The 22,953-nt window shown below is 49.8% G+C and carries 22 protein-coding genes and 1 riboswitch; of the genes, 6 read left to right on the forward strand and 16 right to left on the reverse strand.

What is annotated here, in order from left to right:
* Nucleotides 1-102: 102 nt before the first annotated feature.
* Nucleotides 103-1,332: a WD40/YVTN/BNR-like repeat-containing protein gene (locus EDM21_RS12150; RefSeq protein ID WP_157335810.1), complete on the reverse strand. Its 1,230-nt coding sequence runs from the start codon at nucleotides 1,330-1,332 to the stop codon at nucleotides 103-105.
* Nucleotides 1,333-1,636: 304 nt separating this feature from the next.
* Between EDM21_RS12150 and EDM21_RS12155 the strand changes: the two genes are divergently transcribed.
* Entirely contained in the window at nucleotides 1,637-2,506 is an 870-nt protein-coding gene (locus EDM21_RS12155) for a cation diffusion facilitator family transporter (RefSeq protein WP_157335813.1), read from the forward strand.
* Between the two features lie 101 nt (nucleotides 2,507-2,607).
* Here the strand turns inward: EDM21_RS12155 and EDM21_RS12160 are convergent, their stop codons facing one another.
* The 7 genes from EDM21_RS12160 to EDM21_RS12190 form a co-directional block, all read right to left on the reverse strand.
* Nucleotides 2,608-3,099 carry a cysteine dioxygenase gene (locus EDM21_RS12160; protein WP_157335815.1) on the reverse strand — a complete coding sequence of 164 codons (492 nt, stop codon included), beginning with the start codon at nucleotides 3,097-3,099 and terminating at the stop codon, nucleotides 2,608-2,610.
* Between the two features lie 342 nt (nucleotides 3,100-3,441).
* Nucleotides 3,442-4,263: a Cof-type HAD-IIB family hydrolase gene (locus EDM21_RS12165; RefSeq protein WP_157335817.1), complete on the reverse strand. Its 822-nt coding sequence runs from the start codon at nucleotides 4,261-4,263 to the stop codon at nucleotides 3,442-3,444.
* Nucleotides 4,256-5,032 (reverse strand): DeoR/GlpR family DNA-binding transcription regulator, encoded by a 777-nt coding sequence (locus EDM21_RS12170; RefSeq protein WP_157335819.1) that lies wholly within the window; start codon nucleotides 5,030-5,032, stop codon nucleotides 4,256-4,258. Before EDM21_RS12170 ends, EDM21_RS12165 begins: the two co-directional genes overlap by 8 nt.
* 200 nt (nucleotides 5,033-5,232) lie before the next feature.
* Nucleotides 5,233-6,186 carry an L-lactate dehydrogenase gene (locus tag EDM21_RS12175; protein WP_166541975.1) on the reverse strand — a complete coding sequence of 318 codons (954 nt, stop codon included), beginning with the start codon at nucleotides 6,184-6,186 and terminating at the stop codon, nucleotides 5,233-5,235.
* Nucleotides 6,187-6,280: 94 nt separating this feature from the next.
* A complete protein-coding gene (locus EDM21_RS12180) occupies nucleotides 6,281-6,736 on the reverse strand; it encodes a hypothetical protein (RefSeq protein ID WP_157335823.1) in 456 nt (151 codons plus the stop codon).
* A gap of 178 nt (nucleotides 6,737-6,914) precedes the next feature.
* Nucleotides 6,915-7,047: riboswitch (cyclic di-AMP (ydaO/yuaA leader) on the reverse strand.
* Nucleotides 7,048-7,294: 247 nt separating this feature from the next.
* On the reverse strand, nucleotides 7,295-7,834 hold the full coding sequence (locus tag EDM21_RS12185) for a DoxX family membrane protein (protein WP_157335825.1): 540 nt from the start codon (nucleotides 7,832-7,834) through the stop codon (nucleotides 7,295-7,297).
* 92 nt (nucleotides 7,835-7,926) lie between these two features.
* Nucleotides 7,927-8,127 (reverse strand): hypothetical protein, encoded by a 201-nt coding sequence (locus EDM21_RS12190; protein WP_157335827.1) that lies wholly within the window; start codon nucleotides 8,125-8,127, stop codon nucleotides 7,927-7,929.
* A 665-nt stretch (nucleotides 8,128-8,792) separates the two neighbouring features.
* Between EDM21_RS12190 and EDM21_RS12195 the strand changes: the two genes are divergently transcribed.
* Nucleotides 8,793-9,863: an acyltransferase family protein gene (locus EDM21_RS12195; RefSeq protein WP_157335829.1), complete on the forward strand. Its 1,071-nt coding sequence runs from the start codon at nucleotides 8,793-8,795 to the stop codon at nucleotides 9,861-9,863.
* A 163-nt stretch (nucleotides 9,864-10,026) separates the two neighbouring features.
* Here EDM21_RS12195 and EDM21_RS12200 read toward each other — a convergent pair whose 3' ends face one another.
* Both EDM21_RS12200 and EDM21_RS12205 read right to left on the reverse strand, forming a co-directional pair.
* Nucleotides 10,027-12,396: a YcdB/YcdC domain-containing protein gene (locus tag EDM21_RS12200; protein ID WP_157335831.1), complete on the reverse strand. Its 2,370-nt coding sequence runs from the start codon at nucleotides 12,394-12,396 to the stop codon at nucleotides 10,027-10,029.
* Between the two features lie 79 nt (nucleotides 12,397-12,475).
* Nucleotides 12,476-13,195 (reverse strand): potassium transporter TrkA, encoded by a 720-nt coding sequence (locus EDM21_RS12205; RefSeq protein ID WP_157335833.1) that lies wholly within the window; start codon nucleotides 13,193-13,195, stop codon nucleotides 12,476-12,478.
* Between the two features lie 202 nt (nucleotides 13,196-13,397).
* Here EDM21_RS12205 and EDM21_RS12210 point away from each other — a divergent pair, with 202 nt between their 5' ends.
* Nucleotides 13,398-14,447: an aromatic acid exporter family protein gene (locus tag EDM21_RS12210; RefSeq protein ID WP_166541976.1), complete on the forward strand. Its 1,050-nt coding sequence runs from the start codon at nucleotides 13,398-13,400 to the stop codon at nucleotides 14,445-14,447.
* 151 nt (nucleotides 14,448-14,598) lie between these two features.
* Here EDM21_RS12210 and EDM21_RS12215 read toward each other — a convergent pair whose 3' ends face one another.
* The 5 genes from EDM21_RS12215 to EDM21_RS12235 all read right to left on the reverse strand — a co-directional run bounded on the left by EDM21_RS12215 (nucleotide 14,599) and on the right by EDM21_RS12235 (nucleotide 17,979).
* Nucleotides 14,599-14,988 carry a hypothetical protein gene (locus EDM21_RS12215; RefSeq protein ID WP_157335835.1) on the reverse strand — a complete coding sequence of 130 codons (390 nt, stop codon included), beginning with the start codon at nucleotides 14,986-14,988 and terminating at the stop codon, nucleotides 14,599-14,601.
* A 97-nt stretch (nucleotides 14,989-15,085) separates the two neighbouring features.
* Entirely contained in the window at nucleotides 15,086-15,331 is a 246-nt protein-coding gene (locus EDM21_RS12220; RefSeq protein ID WP_068775665.1) for a hypothetical protein, read from the reverse strand.
* Between the two features lie 508 nt (nucleotides 15,332-15,839).
* Entirely contained in the window at nucleotides 15,840-16,118 is a 279-nt protein-coding gene (locus tag EDM21_RS12225; RefSeq protein WP_166541977.1) for a DUF1294 domain-containing protein, read from the reverse strand.
* Between the two features lie 337 nt (nucleotides 16,119-16,455).
* Nucleotides 16,456-16,860 carry a hypothetical protein gene (locus tag EDM21_RS12230; RefSeq protein WP_157335837.1) on the reverse strand — a complete coding sequence of 135 codons (405 nt, stop codon included), beginning with the start codon at nucleotides 16,858-16,860 and terminating at the stop codon, nucleotides 16,456-16,458.
* 366 nt (nucleotides 16,861-17,226) lie between these two features.
* The gene (locus tag EDM21_RS12235; RefSeq protein ID WP_157335839.1) at nucleotides 17,227-17,979 is read right to left on the reverse strand and encodes an SDR family NAD(P)-dependent oxidoreductase; all 753 of its coding nucleotides are present in this window, start codon (nucleotides 17,977-17,979) and stop codon (nucleotides 17,227-17,229) included.
* A gap of 272 nt (nucleotides 17,980-18,251) precedes the next feature.
* Here EDM21_RS12235 and EDM21_RS12240 point away from each other — a divergent pair, with 272 nt between their 5' ends.
* Complete coding sequence (locus EDM21_RS12240) at nucleotides 18,252-18,800, forward strand: GNAT family N-acetyltransferase (RefSeq protein WP_157335841.1); 549 nt, start codon at nucleotides 18,252-18,254, stop codon at nucleotides 18,798-18,800.
* Nucleotides 18,801-18,937: 137 nt separating this feature from the next.
* The gene (locus tag EDM21_RS12245) at nucleotides 18,938-20,797 is read left to right on the forward strand and encodes an ABC transporter substrate-binding protein (RefSeq protein ID WP_157335843.1); all 1,860 of its coding nucleotides are present in this window, start codon (nucleotides 18,938-18,940) and stop codon (nucleotides 20,795-20,797) included.
* A 50-nt stretch (nucleotides 20,798-20,847) separates the two neighbouring features.
* Here EDM21_RS12245 and EDM21_RS12250 read toward each other — a convergent pair whose 3' ends face one another.
* Nucleotides 20,848-21,579: a SanA/YdcF family protein gene (locus tag EDM21_RS12250; protein WP_157335845.1), complete on the reverse strand. Its 732-nt coding sequence runs from the start codon at nucleotides 21,577-21,579 to the stop codon at nucleotides 20,848-20,850.
* Between the two features lie 188 nt (nucleotides 21,580-21,767).
* Between EDM21_RS12250 and EDM21_RS12255 the strand changes: the two genes are divergently transcribed.
* Nucleotides 21,768-22,937 (forward strand): GNAT family N-acetyltransferase, encoded by a 1,170-nt coding sequence (locus tag EDM21_RS12255; RefSeq protein WP_157335847.1) that lies wholly within the window; start codon nucleotides 21,768-21,770, stop codon nucleotides 22,935-22,937.
* Nucleotides 22,938-22,953 lie beyond the last annotated feature (16 nt).

A 22,953-nucleotide genomic window follows, 5' to 3' on the forward strand; every position in this document is an offset into this window, starting at 1 on the left:
GTTCTTTACCCTTGATCGCCATGGAGTCAAACAAAACAACCGGAAGAAATGGCAGGCACGGACTCTTTGTTGGGGGACAACGTTAAGCTGCATGTATATCTATCAGAGAACCGACCATGATTTGCCGCCATCTTTGGTCTGGACGAGAACCGAGCGCTTCTGATCTTTGGTTTCCAGCAAGATCCAGCCCACATTCTCCGAAATAAACTGCATTTGGGTCAGCTGCGGATATTTACTCCACGTCTTCGATAAAATTTTATCCTCGTTCAGAGGCGTCCATGTCGAACCTTTGTCAGAAGAATGGTAGACCAGGTTCTTGTTCAAATACCAGCCGTTCGTTTCATTAAGAAAAAAAGGAAGAGTAAACGCATTGGAAGCTTTCTCAGTACGGATATTAAAAGGGGTATACGCCCAGCTCGCCCCTCCATCCTCCGTAAACAAGCCGTGGAATTGATCGGTATCACTTTTCGGGCAAGTCAGCGGAATCCAGCCCTTGGAACGATCCGATCCGAAGAACACCGGCTGCAGAACGTCTGCGACTTCACAAGCCTGCATTTGTTTATTCTCATCCAAGACTTGAGCGGCATTCCAGCTCATTCCGCCGTCATCCGTCCGGTAGAGCTTCGGCTGTCCCTTAACTTCCATGGATAACCAGCCGTTCTTATCATTCTGGAACGTCATTCCTGTGACCGTCCCCCCCTGTGGAAGCGATGAGTCCGCTATACGCCGCCAGGTGGTGCCTCCATTGGAAGTAGCATAGAGGATATGACCCGAACCGGTTTGCTGCGGGTCCGCTATACTGAGCAGCCAGCCGTTTTGCGGTGTCTGGAAATCAAGCACGACCGGGTTCATCCCTTCCCCCAGCTCCGCAACTTTCCAATTGACACCGCCATCCTCCGTATGAAAGATTGTCGCGTGTTTACTATCAAAGTCACTGCGTACTACCCAGCCCTGCTGCTTGTCCAGAAAAGTGACGGACTGGCCGTATCCGGGGGCGAACTTGAATTCATTCGCTGTAGGCGGCGATACATTCTGCCAGCTCTGGCCGCCGTCCCCTGTCCGGTACATGCGCAGCGATTCCTTGGTCACCCCCCAAGCGTAGCCGTTTCTTTCGTCAATCAGATGAAAATCCAGCAATCGAGTCTGGATCTGGAATTCCGAAGGCGTCTCTTTCTTCGTTTCCACGCCGGGTGAAGTACTCGGCTGCGGGGTTGGTGCCAGTCTCGGCTGCGGGGTCTGGGTGGGAACCGCCTGCCGGTCTGTATCCGTGCAACCAATCAACATGCCTGCCAGTATGAAGCTGGTTAAGATTAGAGTGGTTCTGTGTCTCATGTCTGTACCCTCCTGCCGTGCCTTCAACTGACTGCTAACCGGCATTTCTACATGTTCTATTCAAGAACATCCGTGCTTCTTTCTTTCTTATTGTAATGAATTTTACCGGCAGCTTCCACCTTGGCCGCCTTCAAGCGGCTATAAACGGACAAAATGCCCCATACTAAGAAAGTTGTCTCTCCCCAACTTCTTATACCTTCTCCATGTTTTCGGGAAAAGGTCAACACTGTTTCTCTAGACCCACACGGGTTCTGTCCGTTACGATAGAATTCACCGAAAACTGCTGCACTTGGAGGAAGACGGATTGGAAGCTTATAACGAACTTAAAGAAGGCGAGCGAGGCGCCTGGACGTCGATTATCGCTTATATCGCGCTGTCCGCGCTCAAATTATGGATCGGCTACACCGCCGGCTCAAGTGCGCTGACAGCGGACGGATTAAACAATACAACGGATCTTGTCGCATCTATAGCCGTATTAATCGGTTTACGCATATCCAGAAGGCCCCCCGACAAGGATCATCCCTATGGTCATTTCCGTGCAGAAACCGTTGCCGCACTCGTCGCCTCCTTCATTATGTTTGCCGTCGGCATACAAGTGTTTGCTCAAGCGATCGGATCCTTCGGCGCACCGGTGATTGAGACGCCGGACATGATCGCCGCATGGACAGCCCTTGCTTGTGCAGCCGTTATGTATGGCGTCTACCTTTACAATATCCGTCTGGCACGAAAAATCAACAACAAAGCGTTAACAGCCGCCGCCTATGACAATCGTTCCGATGCTTATGTGAGTCTGGCCGCGTTCGCTGGAATACTCGGGGCGCAAATGGGCCTTCCGTGGCTGGATCCATGTACCGCTCTGCTTGTCGCTATCCTGATCTGCAAGACGGCCTGGGGTATTTTTATTGATGCCGCACATGCGCTTACGGACGGGTTTGACGATACCAAACTGGAATCGTTCAAGAACACGGTAGCCGAGACTCCCGGTGTCGAATCCATCGAAGACCTCAGAGCACGTGTTCATGGCAACCAGGTGCTTGTGGATGTCGTCATCGTGGTGGACCACCGCTTGAATGTTGCACAAAGCCACGATATTGCGGAGCATGTGGAGAAACGGATGTTTAACAAGCACAAGGTCGGGCATGTCCACGTTCATATCGAGCCTTCGAGTTCCTAAATTAGACTCAGGGCGGATACGGATCTGCGCAGAAAAAAACCATCCCGGATTTGCCGCGGGACGGTTTTTTTTAGACGGCAGCGTAAGCACAGCCCCGGCAATCAGATAACGAAATCCAGCACTTCCAGATAGGGCCGATAGCTTGTGGTGCCGGACAGGGGAGGGGAATACACATGCAGACTAACCACACGGCCTTCTCCTTCATTGCGCATCTGATGGATTTGGCCTTTCGGCGCATACATATATTCTCCCTCAGTCAGAGCTGCCGCCATAAACGGTTCGGGATAACCGGCCCGGTCTAATTCGTACCATACATTCAGCAGCCTTCCCTCTATAATTCTGGCGCACCCTGCCGATTGTCCATGGTCGTGGATAGCGGTCTGGCTTCCGGCAGGAATATGGATCGCGATAACCTCCACCTCATCCGTCCGGCAAAGGACTCTCCTCCCGTAAGGCAGGAGTCCGGGTACGGCACCACATAGGGCGGACAAATCTTTCTCCAGCGGTAAAGATTCCAATGCGGTTCTCAGTTCATTTAAGGTAGGTCGTTTGATAGCGCCGAATGTTTCACGGATACAGTCTGTGATTTCCATCCCATGTATGCCTCCTGTTTATCAGCCGTTCTTATTCACTCGATAAAGGGAATTGATACAGAGTATGGGCCCTATGCCTGTCTGGTGATGTTTAAAACCTGTTTTTCGAAAAGAAACCTAAATCAAAGACCCGGAATCTATTCATTCCGGGTCTTTGTCTGCCTTTCATAGGGGATAACGCTCCGCCGCCGGCCTTACAGCACTCCAGGCGGCAGATGACGCTCCCCGATCGGCCCGGCTTACGAACGTCAGACACACCAGCTCATCGGTGCGCCTGAACGCTTCGCAAGCCAGGCACTCAGGCTGCCGTCATACATGCGGACACGGGGATTACGCCCTTCATCAGGCGCCGTGAATCTCCTGCTTCTCTTGGCGACTGAGCCGAAGCACATGATCCACCGCCTCCGCCACAGATGCCGCCGCGCGACTAGCGCCCGCTTTGACGTCGTCATGACTGTGCTGCATAACATAACTATGCGGAGTAACAGCGAACATCGGCAAATCGTTGAAAGAATCGCCGATGCACACGGCTTCTTCCGGTCGTAAACCCAAGTGCTTGAGCAGCAGAGTAAGGCCGGTACCTTTGGAAACACCTGCGGGCATCAGATCCAGACAGTCACGGTCAGAGACTACGGCCTCTACATGCCCTTCGAACTTCGAATGCAGTTCCCCCTGCAAGGCTTCAAGCTCACCGATCGGCCCGAAAAGCGAGAACTTGCATACCCCAAGAGTTCCCGCAGCGATCTGCCGGGCAACATCCGCGTTAATGAGAACGGGACTCATTTGCCGGTTCTCGTAAGGCGCCGACTGCTTCGTGCTTGCGGGAAGCCGGATAGACTCATCCGAGCCGCATATGAAGGTCACGAATTCACGTGCGCGAACCGTATCGTAGAGAAGTTCCGCCAGCTCCGGCGAGAAGCTGGATGATGCCAACTTCTCCGATTCCAGCGTGTATACAGCCGCGCCGTTCTGAGAGATTCCATACGCCGGTAATGCAATCTCCTCCATAACTTGCTTCATATCCGGGTACATACGGCCCGATGCCATACACAGCTGAATTCCCTGACTGGCGGCTTCCCGCAATTTAGCAGCATCCGAGCCGGCAACTTGTCTATGATGATTCATTAATGTACCATCGAGGTCGGTAACGATCAGTTTAATCATGCTGTTCATCCTCTCGTACAATAATCAGCTCTACACCGTGACGCTCAAGCAGCTGGAGCATATCCTCTTCAGGTGCCCGGTCCGTGACGACAATATCGACATCGTCCAGACTGGCTACCTTGTAAAACATCCGCTTGCCGAATTTGGTATGATCCGCCAGTACAATAACGCGGTCCGCCCGGCGGATCATTTCGCGCTTGACCGCCCCGTCTTCATCGTGCGGGTAAGTCAAGCCATCGGCCGTAATGCCGCAGGCGCCCAGGAACAACGTATCCGCATAATATTCGGATAGCTGTGCCAAAGTCGCGGACCCGCACAAATAGCGGTGCTCGCGTTCGAGCTGCCCGCCAAGCAGATAAACTTGCACGCTTTCTTTATCCGTGAGCCGGTCCGCAATGTCGATAGAATTGGTGACGATCACATTGTTGCAGCCTGTCATTTGCTCGGCCAGGGTCAGCACCGTCGTTGAAGTGTCCAGGAATAAATAATGGCCGTCCCGGATTAGTCCGGCAGCCGCCTGTCCGATCATTTTCTTCTCGCTTGAGGAGGTCTGAAGCCGTGTCTTATATACGCCCACATCCTTATGAAGGGTGGGTAGTATCGCCCCTCCGCGGGTTCTGACCAGCCAGCCGAGTTCCTCCATCCGGACCAGATCCCGCCTCGCCGTGTCTCTCGATACCTGATACAACTCGCATATTTCACGAACCTCCACACGGCGGTGTTCACGCAAGTAGTCCAGAATGGCTTCCATACGTTCTTCCTGATACATCTTCTCCGCCCCTCTCCTTACAGATACACCAAGCCCAACAACTTACTCATTTATAAGTAATTATAAGCTTTTGTAAGCCAATGAGTCAATTAATACGTAAAAAAGAGAACTTCAGCCACGGCTGGTTCTCTTTATACGGTCCTTATAAGGCAAGTAAGTACTCTTGATAAGTCATTCAAGCTATAATTAGACGAGCTGATTTATAATCGTTCAGAAATTGATTCAATCATTTCACGGATCTTGTTCCCCGATTTCTGCAGCTGCTTCTCTTCTTCTTCCGTCAAAGGAAGTGTAATAATTTCACGCACGCCCGTACGGTCTACAATACACGGTACGCCCAGATAAATATCCGACATGTTATGATAGCTCGAAATAAGTGTCGAAACGTTAAGGACTGCGCCTTCGTCACGAAGGATTGCCGTACAGATCCGGTCAAGCGCTAAAGCAATCGCATAATAGGTAGAGCCTTTAGCTTCAATAATCTGATAAGCTGCATCGCGCGTATTCTCGAAAATCTCCTTCTTATCGTCTTCGTTCAGTTCCAGCGGCAGTCCTGCAAAATTCGCCAGGCTCCACAGCGGCACCTCTGAATCACCATGCTCGCCGATAATCGAAGCATGGATGCTGCGGGGATCTACGTCCAGCTTCTCGCCGATAAGATAGCGGAAACGGGCACTATCCAGCAAGGTGCCTGACCCGATAATGCGGTTAGACGGCCAACCGGATTTTTTCCAAGTGAAATAGGACATAATGTCTACCGGATTCGTTGCCACCAGCAGAATGCCCGTATCGTTATACTTCATAACTTCTTCAACAATATGATTGAAAATATCCACGTTACGCTTAAGCAAGTCCAGACGCGTCTCGCCCTGCTTCTGGGCGACTCCGGCGCTTATGATGATAATATCGGCCCCTGCACAATCCGAATAATCCCCTGCCCACACATCCACTTTTCCTGTAAAAGGCAGCCCGTGGTTCATATCAAGGGCGTCACCCTTGGCCTTGGCCTGGTTATAATCGATCAGGACAAGCTCAGACATCCGCTCGCGCAGCAGCAATGTATAAGCTGTCGTAGAACCTACTGCTCCTGTACCGATTACTACGATGCGCGTTTTTTTGCCGCTTTCGTTGCTGACTTTTTCGCTAATAGACACTATGCTCATCTCCTTTTAGAGAATTTGGGAATTATTATAAATAAATCTGGTATTAATTGTAGGCCATGGCCGCTTCAAAAGCAATTCGCCCCTTCTATAAGACGACAAAATATGCGCTGCACGCCTCCATTAATGTCGGGATATCCGGCTGGAATATCGCACCGGCAAACTCCCCGGAAACGGCCGTTTCACGATTAGCCTTAAGAAGAGGATCCGTAAGCGGCATGCGCTGTGAATTTACGATGATGTCCAGCACAGCCATTTCGACCAGTTCCGCTTTGACCGTCCCCCACACTCCCCTGTTCAGCTTAACGGTATTCAGCGCTTCAAGGAGTGTCAGATTTTTGAGCCGGTACAGGAATTTCGACCATTTGAGAATATCAAAATGGGTGTCATCCATGGCCATGATACATTCTCCCCAGCCGCTTACTCCGTTTGCAGTCAGTTTAAGCAGTCCGTATCTGCAGTTCTCCATGACTTCTTTTCTATAGTGAAAAGAGCAGGACGCATGAACCTCAAATAGTTGTATACCCGTAATTCGTTCCTCCATAACTGTACGTTCACTCCTTGCAGGTTGTTTAGTAGGCGGGACCCGTAACCACAACCGGAGCCATCAAAAAAGCTCCACCTGGCGCGTCAAGACGCACTATGGGGAGCTTCGGTCCACACGTACCCGCTAATAGGCCCGCACCTGAATCAAGATGCATGGCAAACAAGCCGGACGAGGATCGTTCTCCCAATAACGCTGACGAGGTTAGCTGACGGATTCGGGTCTGAGAGTCCCCTACGGAAGCCTTGCTTCCGATTCACCCCACGAATGGTTCCCCCGCTTCTCTAACGAGAATTAAGCGTGAATCTATGAAGAAGTTGAACGAATAAGTTGGTTCTGACGGTCTTGTGTGTATATTAACTCTGCCGCCAAAACCTGTAAATAACAGACTGGGTTTACAAGAGTCTGTTTTCTGTCATGAAAACCTGAACATAAGGGTCATGCCTCTGATTATCTCTAAAATCCTCTCCTTTTCTTAATTTTACGCGGAATCTTAAGACTACAACCAAAAAACCCCGGTTTCCCGGGGTCTTCGTTACCTTCTTTGTGAAGGAATGTTTAGAAGTGTGCGTGTGTCTTGCCTCCGCCTATCGTAGGTGCGTCCTTGTCGTGATTGCGGAAGTGAAGCATTTTGCGAAGGTATGGAAGGATGTAATAGTCAGCTCCGAATTTACCGGCATTGGCGCCTGCTGCCAGAACCACCACACCCAGGAGAATCATCCAAGGATTCGTGCTAACCGTTCCGGCAAACATGAACATGAAGTTCATCATTAATCCGAAGAAGACAGCCGTCGTAGTCAATGCCCCGAGAAGAAGTCCCAGACCTACCAGAAATTCACCGAATGGAATCGCAAAGTTGATGATTTTAGCATTCGGTAGGGCAAAGTTCTCGATAAAAGCGGTGAAGGTCGGGTAAACCAGCTCATTAGTCGCTTTATCCATAACCGGCTTAGCCGTTGCATTCTTAAGGAATCCTGTAGCATCAAATCCGCCTGTAATCTTGCCCCATCCCCCTGTCAGCCAAGCATATCCAAGATATAAACGAAGGATTAATGCAAGACCTGCGGCATAAACGTTTGTTCTTAACCAGTTTAACATGTGAATGTTCCCCTTTCGATGTCGAGAGCTCATTATATTGGTTTAAAGATTGGGTTAGCCGTTGTCATTACTATGAAAAGCAGTTCGTGCAATTAAAGCCAGTAAACTTCAGTCAATCCGCATTCCGCCATTCCCAGTAAATGATCGTTCACAGCGGGAATCTCCGGACCGGCTATAGCTTCCTGTACACAATCAAAGCAGAGGTCCCTGTAGCCTTCGGGGTGCTGATGAATTTCGCGAGTGCATGTCCGGCATAGCGTCGGGGCTGTATTGTGAAGCTTGAGGAGCATCATGATCATCTCTTCCTCTCGTATATTCATATTGTGAATATTTTCACATAATTGGCTGTAAAAAAGGAACTTTAGCGGAATCCGCCAGGACGGCTGTCAAGATCGGCTGTCGGAGCCGTCCGTCCCGGAGAAATAAGGTTTCAACCTGCAATCCTCACAAATCCAATGGATCTCGGCTTTCTCTTTCACTTCTGATCCGGACCCGCATTCTGGACATCTTCTTGGTTCTCCTTGCGGTTGAGTTGTCTCATTCATGGCTCCTTCACCTTCTTTCTTTGTGTGCTGTCTCTTTCTGATTTCAGTATACGATGGGGGTAATAATATGTATGTGATATTTATCACACTTACAAAAAAAGCCTGTGACCCCCCTCATAGGTGTGACGCCGGTCATACATGTGATCTGCGTCATGTTCAAGATATGGCCATATTGAAATCCCTTTCAGGATCTTTATATGTGAAATATGTCACAAGGTTGAATTTATCAGAGGTCTATACTTTATCTTGTAAGAAATCATTATTTCTTTTAATTATTGAAATGAACCGGTTCGTTAGACGCAGATATAACGCAATGAAAGATACCTATCCGCTTAGAAAGACCGCCTTTTGCAAGAGATACAAGCTGCTTTGCAAGCTGCTCTTCTACTATAAGTAAAGCGAGATGAACAACCATGAGAAACCCGCACGCCGTCTATTTCACGAATGTCCGCTTTTTCCTGATTCTGCTGGTAGTCCTGGTTAACCTGCTTACCGCCCTCCCAGGACTGCCGGATGCAGCACAAGCACTCGTTGCGGGAATCTTTACGTTCCATCTTCCTGTATTCGTACTCGTTACCGGCTTCTTCACCAAAAAATTCTGGGAAACCCCGGACGCGGCAGCCGGACTGCTGCGCATCGGTCTTCAATATCTCTTCTTCCAGACCGTATACTCGCTCATAGACCTGTTCTGGCTGAAAACACCCGGTATGGAGCATTCGTTCTGGCTGCCCTACTGGATGCTGTGGTTCCTGACGGCGCATTTGGGATGGAAGCTGCTGCTCGTCCCGTTCCGCAAGCTGAAGCACCCGATTGCGGCCGCTGTCCTGCTCGGCGCAGCCGCCGGCTGCTTGCCGGCCGATGCCGGAGCATGGATGGGTATCACCCGAATGCTCGTGTTCTTCCCTTTCTTCCTCGCCGGCTATTACTGGCGGGAAGGAAGCAAGGCCCCGCAGCCGCCAGCTGTCCGGCGCCTGCTGAAAGCCGGGGCCGCGCTGCTGCTGCTTGCGCTGCCGGCGCTCTGGCAGGCGGCCGGCGCTGAAGCCGCCGCAGAGTGGCTCGCAGGCGGCACTGCCTACGCCGATCTGGGCGTGCCTGCGCTTGCGGGAGCCGCTATGCGGCTCGCCTGCTACGCCGCCCAGGCCGCCGCTTCGGCCGCCTTCCTACAGCTGCTGCCGCGTGCAGAAAGCCGTGTGACCGTCCTGGGCGGACGGACGGTCTACGTCTTTCTGCTCCATGGCGCGGTGATTAAGCTGCTGGCGGCAGCGGGGCTTTTGGGGCTGCTGACCGAGCGGCTGCACGCGGGCGGAGCCGTTACGGCGGCGGCCATCTTCGCAGCCGCTCTTGCGGCAGCCGGCATCGTTGCCGTCCTCTCGAGCGGCAAGCTTGCGGCCGCCATGCGGCCGGTCATCGAACCGGACGCGGGCCGGCTGCTCCGCTGGATGCACTTGCAGCCGCGTGAGCGCCGTGCGCGCGGCACGTATTAACCCGGCAGCCCCGGACTCCGGACTGCCGCTGATCGTCACCCGTGTGCTGTGCCGATCCTGTAAGGCGCCCGCTCTGCCCAAACGTAAAGCCCGGATCATCAGGCTCTTCCTGATGATCCGGGCTTTACGCGTTTCTCGCAAGCGAGACTTCCCGCTCTGTCACTTAATAGCCGACCGGCTGATCTAATTTTCCTTGTATAGATACGAGGCGCATAAAGACTACGGCCGCTTCCGCTTTGCTCACCCGGTCTCTCGGACGGAATTTCCCGTCTGTCTTCTCCATCAGACCAAGCTCCATTGCCAGGTAAGCTTCGCTTTTATGAGTCACCCAGGCTGCATCGTCAGAGGCCAATTGGGCAGCAGAGCTGTCCAGCAGTCCCGCCAGTTTATCATAGCGGAGCTGCTGGATGAGAATCTTGGCCAGATACTCGCGCAGAAGAGGGGTATCCACTCCGAGAAGCGCCTGGTCGTCCGCTTTCAGTCTTTTCATATCGATAAGGGTGTTTACGGCATAGTAGTAAGGACTGTCTTTCTTAACATCGGCAAAAAGAACATCTTCACCGGTGTTCTCCTTGTAATATTCCCGGGTAGGATTGACCCCTCGCACAAACATGTTCAGCCAGTCCCCGTACGTGATATCGGCATCCGGGCTGAGTTTGCCGTTCTCATCGGGAATAAGAACCCCGTGTTTCACAAGCGTGCTTAGTTCTTTCTCCGCCCAATGACCCGTTAGATCTACCGCTTCAGATGGTTGGGGCGGCAATTTCTCGAAGAAGGCATGGGCGCGCAACTTGCCTGTGGAAGCATCCACAACATGATCACGGTCCCCGTTCTTGGCATACGTCTGCCGGTAAACCAGTTTGGCTTCTTTGGGAACATAATAGCTATTCGTATAATACCCGCCTATGACCGAATAGCCCAGCTCAACTCCTGTTGCCTGGTCCAATTTGCGTACGGCTTCTTCTCTGCTGACGGAAGCGGGTTTAAGCTTGTTCAGCACCTCGTCGTCAACCCATTCGTATGAAGATTCCATGCTGTAGAAACTTCCGTCACCGGCCAGCGTAACGGTTTTCGTCTGATTGCCGACGGGAATATTGCGGTAGAATTTTTGGAAAGTAAACGTAAACGGTTTATTCTTATCGGTGTTTTCCGTATCCGGCGAAATGCTCTTCCCGTCGATCAGCTTCCATTCCTGTGCCTGGGGCACTGTGGCGCCGAATAGTTTCAGAGCTTTGTCCCGGGCGCTGTCCACGGTGATCGTGCGCGGCAATGTATAAGTGGAATCAAAAGGAAACCGGCCGCTTCTTACTTCAAGAATTTGACCGGTCTTAGCATCCACAACGGCCGTTATCAAATTCATTCCACCGGATTGTTCATTTCCCCAGCCCAGATTCCAGACCTCACGCTTTTGGCCCTGCCATTGATCCGTCTCCGCTTTCTGCATCAGCTTCTTGTCTTCCTTGATCGCGCCAAGCGTCTCCACCAGAGCCGCTGCTTCCAAAGCGCTCAGCTTGCCCCCTGCAAGCGGCTTGAAAGTATGGAAGGCTTCGGGTATAGCCGTGTAATTCATTTGCCCGGCCCCGTTGGAAGGCTCTTGCTGTATGTACTGACCGGTTTGAGCATCCAGAACTTTGTATGCCCCTATCGGCGAATAGGCGAGAATCCATTCTTCTTTGCCTCCGGTTTTCCGAAGCAGTGTGTATCTCAGATCGACATCCGCATCTTCTTTGTATTTGCCCGCTGCTTGTTCTTTGGTAATGGCAGGCTTAGCAGAGGGATAAAAACTGCTCGACGTGAAATTATTATGAAGTGAAATGATTGCACCGTTTCCGTCTACTTGAACCGTTAAACTTTCATTATCGGTTTGAATCCCGTTCACTTTTTTGTAATAGGTAAACGAATAAAGCACCGGTCCGAATAAAGGCTGCTGATACCTGTAGAGCTCCTCATCGGCAGGCACAAGTTCAGATGCTTGTACGGAAGGCACGGCTTTTTTAATAAAAGCAGCCGCTTTTTCCGCCGCCTCTTGCCTGGTGATTGTGCCCGGATAATAAGGTTCTTCCGTCTCCGAGTAACGGCCGCCCGGAATACTGGCTGACAAGATATCTCCACTGCCTGCATCCACCCGGCTGGAGAAACCTGATGTAGAATTTCCGTCTTTCACTTCCCACTTAACGGACCAGATCGGCCCCGGTTCGGGAGGGAAGCTGTCTGAAGCCGTTCCCAGTTCCGCTCTGACGACCTCCGCCTTGTTCAAAGCCGGGAACAGTTCCCTTAGTCTGGCGATCACCTCATCTTTGGTTATCTTCACTTGTGTCTGAAGCTCCTGATTGAGCCCGTTCTTCCCGGCCTGACTGGCGCTCCCTTCGCTTCCAGCCGCCGCCTGCAGTTTCCCTTGCTCATATACGGCGGCAGGCACGGAGTCTGATTGCGCCAGAATTGTCTCCGCAGGCAGCAAAAGACCGACCCCTAACGAGCCGGTCACGGTTAACAATCCCGCTTTGCGAAAGCTTAATTGAAGCATCTTCTTCATAGGTGATTCCTCTCTTCATCCAAATGTTAGATTTACCCATATTTATTAACGCTTGGATGATGAAAAGGTTGCGATACCGTTACAAGAGAGACAGCGTTTTGCTTTCATCGGACCTGTTTTGATGCCTATACTCAAGTTCATCCTTAAATTTCTCTGAGATTTGCTTCTTGTCCCCATATACATACAAGACATCGCCTGCTTCAATATGGGTATCCGCATCTTTATCCTTGTAGCGGATTCTAAGTGTTCCCCGCTGTACGAATAGCAGATTGATATCTTCTTCCCATGTACTTATCTTATGAATAGGACAATGTGCATATTCGGATTCTTCATAGACAGGAATGTCAATAATCCAATCGTCTTCGTCGTTATAAAGCAGTTCATTCACCGGCAATTCTTCTACCCCGTCTTCTTCATCCAGCGGGGCGTGAAAACGGTCATGCAGCTTTTTATGGACAGGCTTTAGCCGGATAACAGCCAGAAGAACCCCGAGAATGGTCGTAATAATAAGGAGTTCCGGCAAACGGAATCTCTTTTCCAGCAGATTAGACATCAGCGTAATGATAACGGCCAGTGAAAATACACCGAACAGAATAAGAAAAATACCGATTCTGCGCCGGACCGGGTGCCGGAGTATAAGCTCGGATTCCTGGGTGGTAAAACCTGTGCCGGTAAGCATAGAGGTTACCTGAAATCTCGATATGGCATGATCTAAACCGGTCAGCATCATAAGAACGGCCGAAATTTCAATAACAAGCAAGACGATGACCAAATAAACAAGAATAAGTAACAGTTCCATAATACGCCTCCCAGCTTATGCGTACATCCTTTTCAATAACCGATCTATGGGGTATGTGAAACTAACCTGTTTTTTCCTGAGTCCTACTTTATCCGGCCTTATATATATGGAATCAGCGGTTCGCTTGACAATTGACTAGGCGCAGGCCGCAATGCGATAATGAGTTCGTCATCTTGAACCACTCAGAAGGGAGCTTTGTTTTGTGACGTTCGGAGCCAGAATGTTAAAAACGGGTATGGCCGTCACGTTAGCCTTGTACCTCAGTACACTGCTTCATACGACAGCCCCCGTTATAGCTGCGGTCGCCGCTATTTTTGCCCTGCAGCCCTCCATTTACCGGTCATGGAGGTATTTTCTCGACCAGCTTCAGACCAACACACTCGGCGCGGCTCTGGCGCTTGTTGCGGGTACTTTCTTCTCCAAGCACCCGATCGCTATCGGAATCGTGTGTATCCTTGCCATTATGATTTGCCTCAAGATGAAAATGGAAGCGAATATAGGTTTAACCCTCGTCACCGTAATCGCCGTCATGGATGCTTCCGGGGGCCATTGGTGGTTCGCTGTAAACCGGTTTCTGCTGACCTCGCTCGGAGTCGGTTCGGCCTTTATCATTAATATTGTCTTTTTCCCGCCTAACTGGCAGAAAAAATTCATGGAGGAAGTTCACGGGGTGTTCAACAAAATATCCCCTCTGCAGCGAACGGTCATCTCCAATGAAATGAAGGAAACCGTCTTTCAAGAAACGAAAGATGAACTGATCGGTTCTTTGTTCCGGCTTGAGGAGAAATACAAGCTGTTCGAAGAGGAACAGAAGAAGCTCAAGCGCCTCAAATACCGGGCCTCCCGCCGTCTGGTGGTGTACAAGCAAATGCTGCATACCCTCCGCAAGGGGCTCGATATTCTACAGCTCGTTGAAGAACATTATTTCCAGGCAACGAGTAAAGCAAACATGAATGCATTCGTAGACGAGCATTTAGAGGCGCTTACGCAGTATCACGAATATGTGCTGATGAAATTCGAGAAGAAGTTTAAAAATGAATCGTACGAAAGACTTGAAGCGATGGACCTGAAAAACGACAAGTTTCTTCTGACCATTACGGACGCTTCGAGTTCTACCCGCGATCTTCACCGGCTGCTCGTCGTTGCCTCCGGCATTTATGATTACGGTCACCAGATTGTCCGGCTGGATAAGCTCGTGGAGCAATATTATAAGGGCCTTGACGAGAAGGATAAGGAGAAGGACAAGAGTTGACCGGTTCCCGTATGACTATCAACATAGAGGGCAGGAGCCGCCTGTACTCTCTTGTTACATACTCCAGCAACAAGAAAGCCCCGCCCCAATGCTGTCTTAACGGCATCGGGCGGGGTTCTCTTCAGTTCTGCTCGTATTTAACTATAGTCGGCTAATTTACCGCATGTAATCCGCTGTACTTGGAGATCATCAGCAGCATTTCGTTCATAAGCGGCATAATGAATTCAGAGCCGGCCATATGGAAAATCCCGCTCCGGTTGTGCACAGTCGTTTCACGAACGACAATACGGTAATGCTGAACGCCCGGAGACATAACCGCCACTTCACTGGCGGCTCCCTTGGTCGTCGCCATTCTTACGGTACGCCCCTGCGCTTCATAAGGGACCATCGATTGAATCGCATCCAGAGAAATGTAATAGTTGATATAAGGCTTCTGTATAATAAATTCCTTCGTGGTCACCGTCAGACCAAGGTCGCTCTTCTTGTGGGAATATTTCAACTCGCCATCCGTAAGCTTAATTGCGATAAAATCAGGATTCATAACCGTGTCCTCCCGGTCTATAGGATGTATGTCCACATTAGCACAGCATACAGAACCGGGCAACCCGAGAAAAGGTCAATCTCTTTACGCCTAACGTTCAGGAGGCTACCTTCAGAAGCTGAAAATTCATCTCAATGCTTTTGGCAAACATCAAATTACCCAGCAAAAGTTTGACTTCCGTTAAATAGGCCAGGTCCCCCCGCAGAATAAGATGGGACCGGTTCCTTTTTTCATCTGATTTCCAAGTGACAAGAGGAGGACGCGATAGTTCTTTAAGGGCTCGGATTACCGTATGTAATTGCTCCTGTCCCGCCACTTTGACGATCAGAAAGGTATGGTTCATTACGATCTCCTCCGGTCATTAAAAAAAATTGCAAATTCAGCCATTAGGTTGAAACGTCTTCGGCAGCAGCGCGCGCTTGCATCTGGTTCCATCCACAACAGATAGCCATCCGTGCAGGAATCGGATAGCGATCTTTCCATCCTAAGATGGTGCGGCCCGTAAGTCAAGGACATAGACCTCACCGCCTTCTGAGATGATAACGGCTGGTGTACAGAAATTGTGCCTGTCTGCGGGTTTGTATGGACGGATGACTGTTTCGCCCAATTATCCTGAGCATGCTCGTGAACAATGATTGAAAAGCTTGCTTCCCCCCCATTCATCCCTGATTCCGAATGACCCTTCTAACGGCCATTTTAGTACGAGGCTATTTTTGATGAATCTGGCTTGTATGTGCCAGGGTGCTGGCTCGTTGTAACGCTTATGTATTTTCTAATTTTAACATACCAATTGGATATTTTCTTCAAACATCCGTAATTATTTAACCTATTTGCCACCAATATGAATCACATCAACGCACATAAATGATAAATTTTGCAAATAAAACAATATTTACAAGCAAAAGAAATGGAATTCCGATTCGAAAACTAAGGTGCTGTGTCTTGTGCCGGTAAATATACATCCCCGTCCAAACACCTGCTGATCCACCGATCAGAGCAAGCAGGAACAACCTTTTCTCCGGGATCCGCCAGCCTCCCCTTTTGGATTTGCGTTTGTCAGAGCCCATCAGCATGCAGGCAATAACATTCACGACCACCAGGTAAAGAATTATGATGCGAATGACCAACACCTCTTTGATTCAAAGAATAAATAAAGCATTCTCTTTTATTTTACATGGGTTCCTGCCAAAAAGCGAAGACCGAACAACGGACTCTAAGTCTTTTCTAAATATCGATTCATTTCATAAGGTTTGGCTTGGCCGCTAAACGGATCCCCTCTCCGGGTATTCTTTAAGTCTTAGCCTGCTGCTGCATCATGTTCTTTGTATCCATACATCTCACGTGTACTTAACTTCCATTATACAACAAACCCAGTACCGGCAAGGGACTGGGTTTGTTGTATTTCCTGTATTCAATTTGCAGGGCTCTCTACATAGGTTTTGCTACATTCAAAGCCCTTCTGCGGGTCTAGCTCAAATAAATCGTCCAGAGATTATGGTAAATCGCTTTAAACTGTTGCGTGTGGCCGCTTGCAATTTTATTGAAATTGGAATCGAGTGCATTTACTACAATGATATAATCATGACCGGAAGTTAAATAGCCAGACTCAAAAATAAGAGATGACTGTCTGCTATACTGGTATAACTGATTAGTCGTTAAATTATTCACATACACATCGTAGTAGGCTGCACCAGGAACGCTATTCCAAGAAACCTTGGCCCTTGGATTGATAACTTGACTGGGAGCGCTGGTTGGGAGCTTAGAGTCATTAACCGTGGCAGCAGTGGGAGCAAGATTAATTTCTTGTGCATGCGCAGGAATTGCGGACGCCAGAAGAGCAAATGCAGCAAGGCTGGTAATGGTTTTTTTCATAAAATTATCACTCCTTATCATTTGTTTAAAAATAAACGGAAGTCGATAAAATTTTCCTCCAAACTCCTTTCTATAAGAATGGTGCCTTTTCTTTTATGTAGTGTCTATATCAACTATATCATATCCAACCATTAAAATCCATATTTTATGTAAAGAATACATATATTGTAAAAACGTTTTCATAGTGAATAGAGAAATAACCCGCAGGTTTAATGCCGCAAAGGCGGCATCTTCAGGTATACTGTCATATCCATACCTGTGCAGCACGCTGATCAATCGAAAACAGTGTACCTGTGCCGCTCTCTTTGACTAGTTCGCGATTACAAATCATCGCCTGCACAAGAAACAAGCCTATCACGAGAAGGTTTATTCCTCGTAAATCATCTTGCGGGTCATCCCGCCATCGATGACCAGATCCGTCCCGGTCACAAAATCATTGGCCGGGTCCGTCAGGTAGAAGCATGCCCGGACGATATCATCGGGCGTACCGACTCTTCCGGCAGGATGCTGGTCGTGATCAGCCTGCCGGAGCGCTTCATACTCCCCCGTCTCAATCCATCCGGGGGAGATGCAGTTCACGCGGATGCGGTCCCGGCCGAAGGAAACGGCCAGCGCATGCGTCAGCGCGGCAATGCCGCCTTTGGAAGCGGCATACGCTTCCGAAGACGGCTCGGACATCATCGACCGCGTAGACGCGATGTTGACGATGCTGCCGCCCCCGCTGACCCGCATCCGCTTCGCCGCTTCGCGCGCGCACAAGAAGGTGCCGCGCAGGTTCGTGTGCAGGACGTGGTCCCACTCCTCCACGGACAGTTCATACGGCGTCTTCCATACGGAGACGCCGGCGTTGTTGATCAGGCTGCCGATCGGACCGTAGGCCTCCGCAGCCTGATCGATGAGCCGGACGATCTCCTCCGGCCGGCTCATGTCCGTCCGGACGAAGAGCGCTTCGCCACCGGCTTCGCGGATCGTCCGGACGTTGTCTTCTCCCCGCGGCCCGTCTGTGTCCGCGAGAATAACCTTGGCGCCGCTCTCCGCGTAGCGGCGGGCCAGTATGCGGCCGATGCCGTTAGCGGCCCCCGTAATTATAACGGATTTGCCGAATCTGGATTCGTTCATCTGTGCAAACCTCCAATATTTCACAATTAAGAAAAGGGCTCGGTTAGGATTTACTCACGAAGTATTTTATAGTTATACCTCAGACTTGAACAACAGCAATTTCTCTTCTGTATCCTCAATTAAATTAAAAGAATAGACTGAGAGAATAACCATCCGCACGAATCTAACAGGCAGGTTAAGTTTAGTTTTAAACGGTTCTTTCCCTAAAACCCTTGTAAGGAGATGTGCTAGTCTTTTTTAAAGGTAGATAAACTGTAAATGGGGGGCGCAAATTGAACATCGAATTTAGAACAATTACACAGTCAGATTCGATTATATTAAATAATTTGTTTCATTTTTATCTATACGAGCTGTCAGCATACTCTATGGAAGATGTGTCTAATGAAGGTAAATATGAGGCAGAAGACATATCACCCTACTATCGAGATGACAGACTGTTTCCTTACCTGATTATGGTCGATAATAAGATTGCTGGTTTCATCCTGGTAACTTCTCCTCCTTATGTTACTGACGGAATTGATTATTCCGTGCAGGAGTTGTTTCTGTTACCTAAATATAGAGGAAAGGGGCTTGGACGGGCAGCTGCGCTTCATATATTTAAACATCATCATGGACACTATGAAATATCGATGTTTCGAAATAACCCAAAAGCTGTGAAATTCTGGTCCGCCTTACTTTCTTCCTTGCACATAGATGCCGCCAGTGACATAGGAATCATACAAATTTCCGAGCACAAATTGCCAACGCAGACTCTACGGTTTGTCATATCTAATGAATCCTTACGTTTACCGACTCGAATTGATTGTACCCTTCCTTTGTAGTAGATCACTTCTGCTTATTCTCTTCATTCCTTATCTCGTCTATCTTAAAAATTCTCGGGCGTTCTCTTTTACTCCCGCTGTTATTCTTGTATAATCAGGAAAAAATTATCCAGCCGATCGCTAAAGGGAGTGTGGATATGCAAGCTACACATCATTATCTGGAGCTGCGCAAGTCATACGCTTCCGTACCTCAAGGCCAGCCTGTCCGGATCTCCCTGGAACAAATGGCGGAGCATCTCCACTGCACCGTGCGCAATGTCAAGCTCATTATTCGTAAAATGCAGGAAGCCGAGTGGATTGACTGGCAGCCGGGACGGGGACGCGGCAATAAATCACAGCTTATTTTTCACTTTACCCTGGAAGAAATGCTCATGAAGCAAGTGACTGACTTGGCCGAAAAAGAACAGTTCCAGCAGGCAGTTCAGTGGATTGATTCTTATACGGATTCCCCTGTTCTCAAGGAAAACCTCCTGAATCTGGTTTCCCGTTATTTCGGTTACCAGCCCAATAGGGATGGGGACGAGGATATTCTCCGCCTGCCGATTCAAAAAATATACAGCACGTTCGATCCTGCCGCACTTTTGTATGCGCATGATGTACATGCTAGCCGTCAGATATTCGATACGCTCGTTCGTTATGACCGGACAAAACATGAGTTTACCCCGAGTCTTGCCCATTACTGGGAGACGGACGAAAGTTCTACCCTTTGGACCTTTTATCTGCGTAAAGGCATTTTTTTTCATCATGGAAGGGAACTTGAGGCCGCAGACGTCCGCTTTTCTCTGGAGAGGCTTGGCGACCCGTCCGTTTTCTCTCCGCAGCGGTGGATTCTGGACAGTATAGAAGAGATTCGTGTCCTGCACCGCCGTTCTTTTCAAATCCGGCTTAACCAGCTCAATGTACTGCTGCTTCATTGTCTAAGCTCGCCTGTGGCCGCTGTTCTCCCCCGCGAATTGTGCGAAGCTGACGAGACAGCCTTCTTCGATGCGCCGGTCGGAACGGGCCCTTTCCGGATTGAAATCAAACAAGGTCAAGGGTATGCGCTTCGTGCGAATGAACGGTATTTTATGGGGCGTCCTTTTCTGGATAAGGTCGAGCTTATTTTCTTGCAAGAAGCGACCGAATTTCTCATCCTGTCGGATGCTTGTAACATGGCCCATCGCTTCGCATACCGGAGCAGGTTCCAGCCGCTTCCTAACTGGAATGCCGTCGAATCGTTATCGTCCGGATGTACGCTGGTTGCCTTTAATCACCGTAAAAGCGGCCCGTTACAAAATGTGTCGGTACGGAAATTCCTCCGGAGTATTCTGGATGGCGAGTCGATCGTACATGAGCTCGGTGAAAGCCGCGCGGCACCTGCGAGCAGATTTCTGCCTGACAAAAGTATAGCCCGGAGCCGGATATCAGACGCACAAGGCCTGCTGCAAAATACAGATGTATTTGCCGATACCGGCATGTTGCCGCCTGAGGGCCCCGCCCTATCCTTCTCGGTCCACTGCAAAGACTCCAAGAAGTATACAGAAGACACCGAATGGATGGTAGAGCGCTGCGCCAGAAACGGCATTCATCTTGACGTCATCCTGCACGACCGGGAACTGTTTTTAACAACCCCTGCTTTGGAGCATGCGGACTTGATGTTATTTGAATTTGTATTGGATGAAAGCGAAACGCTTTCTCTTCTTGAGATTTTTCTTCAGGAGGAGGGTTCCATCCGCAAATTATTTTCCGATAGCCAGCGGAAACAAATCGATGAAAGGGTTGCCTGGCTTATGGCCGAGCCCGATGCGTCCAAACGACATGCCCTATTCGATGATCTCGAAGCACTGCTGAAAGAAGAATGCATGATTATTTTCCTTTATCACCGTAAAATGCAGACGATGTTTCACCCTAGTGTACGGGGATTGACCCTGAATACTCTGGGAAATATAGATTACCGGAACATTTGGTTTGAACCCGAAGACATTCTTAATGACCCTAAATGCGGCTGCGAGAATTAAATAAGCCTTACATTATCAAAAAGCCAAGGAGAACGCTCCCTGGCTTTTCATTATGGGGTATGAGAAAATGCGCTGATTCGGCCCGTCTCATGCTCTTGCAGCCATTCATCATCCGTCAAGCGGCCGTCTCCGGAGATCGGGATGATCTCGCCCAGATAGGCCGGCTCAGGCTTAAACAGCTCTACGAGTGCGTAATCTTTATTTCTGGCTGCAATTTCACGCAGTTTAAATTTCGGCATTCCGGCGTATTCCTGCCGGTCGGATGCAACTCCATAAGCTTCAATTCCAAGTCCCCGGGCATTATATACGGCCCGCATCAGGTGATACTCCTGCGTTACGACAATGGCTTTGTTTACTTGAAAAATCGCCTTAGCCCGGTACATGCTGTCATAAGTATTAAAGCCCGCATGGTCCATGAAGATCCGTTCTCCGGGAATTCCGCGTTCTTCCAAGAAGTTCTTCATGGCTCTTACCTCATTATAGCCAACGGTTCCGTGATCTCCGGAAACCAGGATTTTAGGAGCCTTTCCCCGCTCGTACAGCTCTGCCGCTGTTATCATCCGGTCCAGCAGCATTCCCGATAGTCTGCCGTCCGGATGAACCCGGGCACCCAGCACTATAATCGCCTCTGCCTCTGGAGCCTGCTGCCCCTGCATGATATAACGAGAACCCACCTGTTGTACTGAATAATTGATAATCATAACGGAAATAAACAACACGACTGTTATTAGAGTTAGGTAATAGGATATTTTTCTCCAGCGTATTCTGCGAATGTAGAGCATGTCAGACAACTCCTCCCTTGAAAATTATACCCAATTCCCCCTGATGAACCAATCGAATATTAGATTCAATTCATATTTGTAATAACGGATTTCTTCACCTTTTGATAAAAAAACCTGCCTTTTCTCCAAAGCTTCTCTTATAATAAAGAGGTCCGTTACTTAATTTATGAAGGGACCGATCAACTACGATGGAGATACGTCTTGTCCGGCAAGAAGAAATGCAGGAAGCAGCTGAGCTTGCTGATTCTATTTTTCGAGATAGTGAACAAATATCTATGGCCCAAGGGTTTCCGAATCTGTTCTCCTCTGTTTATTCCGAATCTTTAGGCGCCTTTGATAAGGGCCGCCTGGTTTCGTTCATGGGACTGCTCCCCGGAGCAGTCCGTATCGGCAGCGCACAATTGTACACCTATTCGCTAGGTTCCGTATGCACGCATACGGATAGCCGGGGCAAAGGAGTCGCCGGCGATTTATTCGCCGCTGTACGTGAACGCGTAAAGAAAGCCGGCGCTTCCCTGCTGCTTGTGTCCGGTACTCGCTCCCTCTATACAAGAGCGGGCTGCCGTCCGTTCGGTCTGATCCGGCAGTATACTCTCTCACGCGAACACGCTGCTTCTCTCAAAGAAGTATCCGGCGGGAGCTACACCGTCCGACCTTACCGCCGCGGAGACCTAACAGCGATGCACAAACTTGCCGCCGCGCGGGTCGGGGCATACGAGCAAAGCATATGGGATCTTGGTCTTCTTATTGAGGCACGCGCATACGGGAGCTGTGTCAAACTGCGTCATCAAACTTACATTGCCGAGAAAAACGGAGTACCCGCCGCATTTCTGGTTGCCGCACTCCCTGAAGAGGGACTCGGACAAGTAAGAGAGGGCATCCGGCCGCAGGGAGCCCCCATTATGATGGAATGGGCCGGAGAAGCAGGCGGACTTGCCGCCATGCTGGCCGCTGTGGTCGAAGAGAACCAGCTCAAGCAATTTTTCGTCCCAATTGCCGTCCATGAGCAGGACGTACACGATTTGCTTGGATTCCTGCCTGTCCAAGAGCAGCGTAATATGGGGACGGTTCTTATCTCAGATTCCCGTCTCCTGCTTGAACAGTTGCGCCCTTACCTGAATGAACGCAGTACAGATCACTCCCTGGGAGAGAGACTCAGCTGTGAACCTGCAGCAGAGGACGGTGTGACGCTTCAGCTGCCGGGGCTGCCCGGACTGGAGTTGACGGGCGATGAATGGACTTCCCTGGTATTTGACCGATCAGAAATGCCTCAGCATGCCTCAGACCAGTGGAGAGAAGCCCTCGGAGAGGTATTTCCTCTGCCATTCCCTCATACGGCAGGACTTAACTATATCTAATTTCCGCAAGCTGCTG

The organism is Paenibacillus lutrae, from assembly GCF_009757775.1.
GTDB lineage: Bacteria > Bacillota > Bacilli > Paenibacillales > NBRC-103111 > Paenibacillus_F > Paenibacillus_F lutrae.

Coding starts and splice junctions, on each gene's coding strand:
- EDM21_RS12220 (WP_068775665.1), bottom strand. CDS start 15,331: ATGAACCATACCTTTCTGATCGTCAAAGTGGCGGGACAGGAGCAATTA.
- EDM21_RS12150 (WP_157335810.1), bottom strand. CDS start 1,332: ATGAGACACAGAACCACTCTAATCTTAACCAGCTTCATACTGGCAGGC.
- EDM21_RS12170 (WP_157335819.1), bottom strand. CDS start 5,032: ATGTATCAGGAAGAACGTATGGAAGCCATTCTGGACTACTTGCGTGAA.
- EDM21_RS12250 (WP_157335845.1), bottom strand. CDS start 21,579: ATGCTCTACATTCGCAGAATACGCTGGAGAAAAATATCCTATTACCTA.
- EDM21_RS12195 (WP_157335829.1), top strand. CDS start 8,793: ATGAGAAACCCGCACGCCGTCTATTTCACGAATGTCCGCTTTTTCCTG.
- EDM21_RS12235 (WP_157335839.1), bottom strand. CDS start 17,979: ATGAACGAATCCAGATTCGGCAAATCCGTTATAATTACGGGGGCCGCT.
- EDM21_RS12165 (WP_157335817.1), bottom strand. CDS start 4,263: ATGATTAAACTGATCGTTACCGACCTCGATGGTACATTAATGAATCAT.
- EDM21_RS12255 (WP_157335847.1), top strand. CDS start 21,768: ATGGAGATACGTCTTGTCCGGCAAGAAGAAATGCAGGAAGCAGCTGAG.
- EDM21_RS12160 (WP_157335815.1), bottom strand. CDS start 3,099: ATGGAAATCACAGACTGTATCCGTGAAACATTCGGCGCTATCAAACGA.
- EDM21_RS12185 (WP_157335825.1), bottom strand. CDS start 7,834: ATGTTAAACTGGTTAAGAACAAACGTTTATGCCGCAGGTCTTGCATTA.
- EDM21_RS12200 (WP_157335831.1), bottom strand. CDS start 12,396: ATGAAGAAGATGCTTCAATTAAGCTTTCGCAAAGCGGGATTGTTAACC.
- EDM21_RS12180 (WP_157335823.1), bottom strand. CDS start 6,736: ATGGAGGAACGAATTACGGGTATACAACTATTTGAGGTTCATGCGTCC.
- EDM21_RS12215 (WP_157335835.1), bottom strand. CDS start 14,988: ATGAATCCTGATTTTATCGCAATTAAGCTTACGGATGGCGAGTTGAAA.
- EDM21_RS12205 (WP_157335833.1), bottom strand. CDS start 13,195: ATGGAACTGTTACTTATTCTTGTTTATTTGGTCATCGTCTTGCTTGTT.
- EDM21_RS12230 (WP_157335837.1), bottom strand. CDS start 16,860: ATGAAAAAAACCATTACCAGCCTTGCTGCATTTGCTCTTCTGGCGTCC.
- EDM21_RS12245 (WP_157335843.1), top strand. CDS start 18,938: ATGCAAGCTACACATCATTATCTGGAGCTGCGCAAGTCATACGCTTCC.
- EDM21_RS12190 (WP_157335827.1), bottom strand. CDS start 8,127: ATGATGCTCCTCAAGCTTCACAATACAGCCCCGACGCTATGCCGGACA.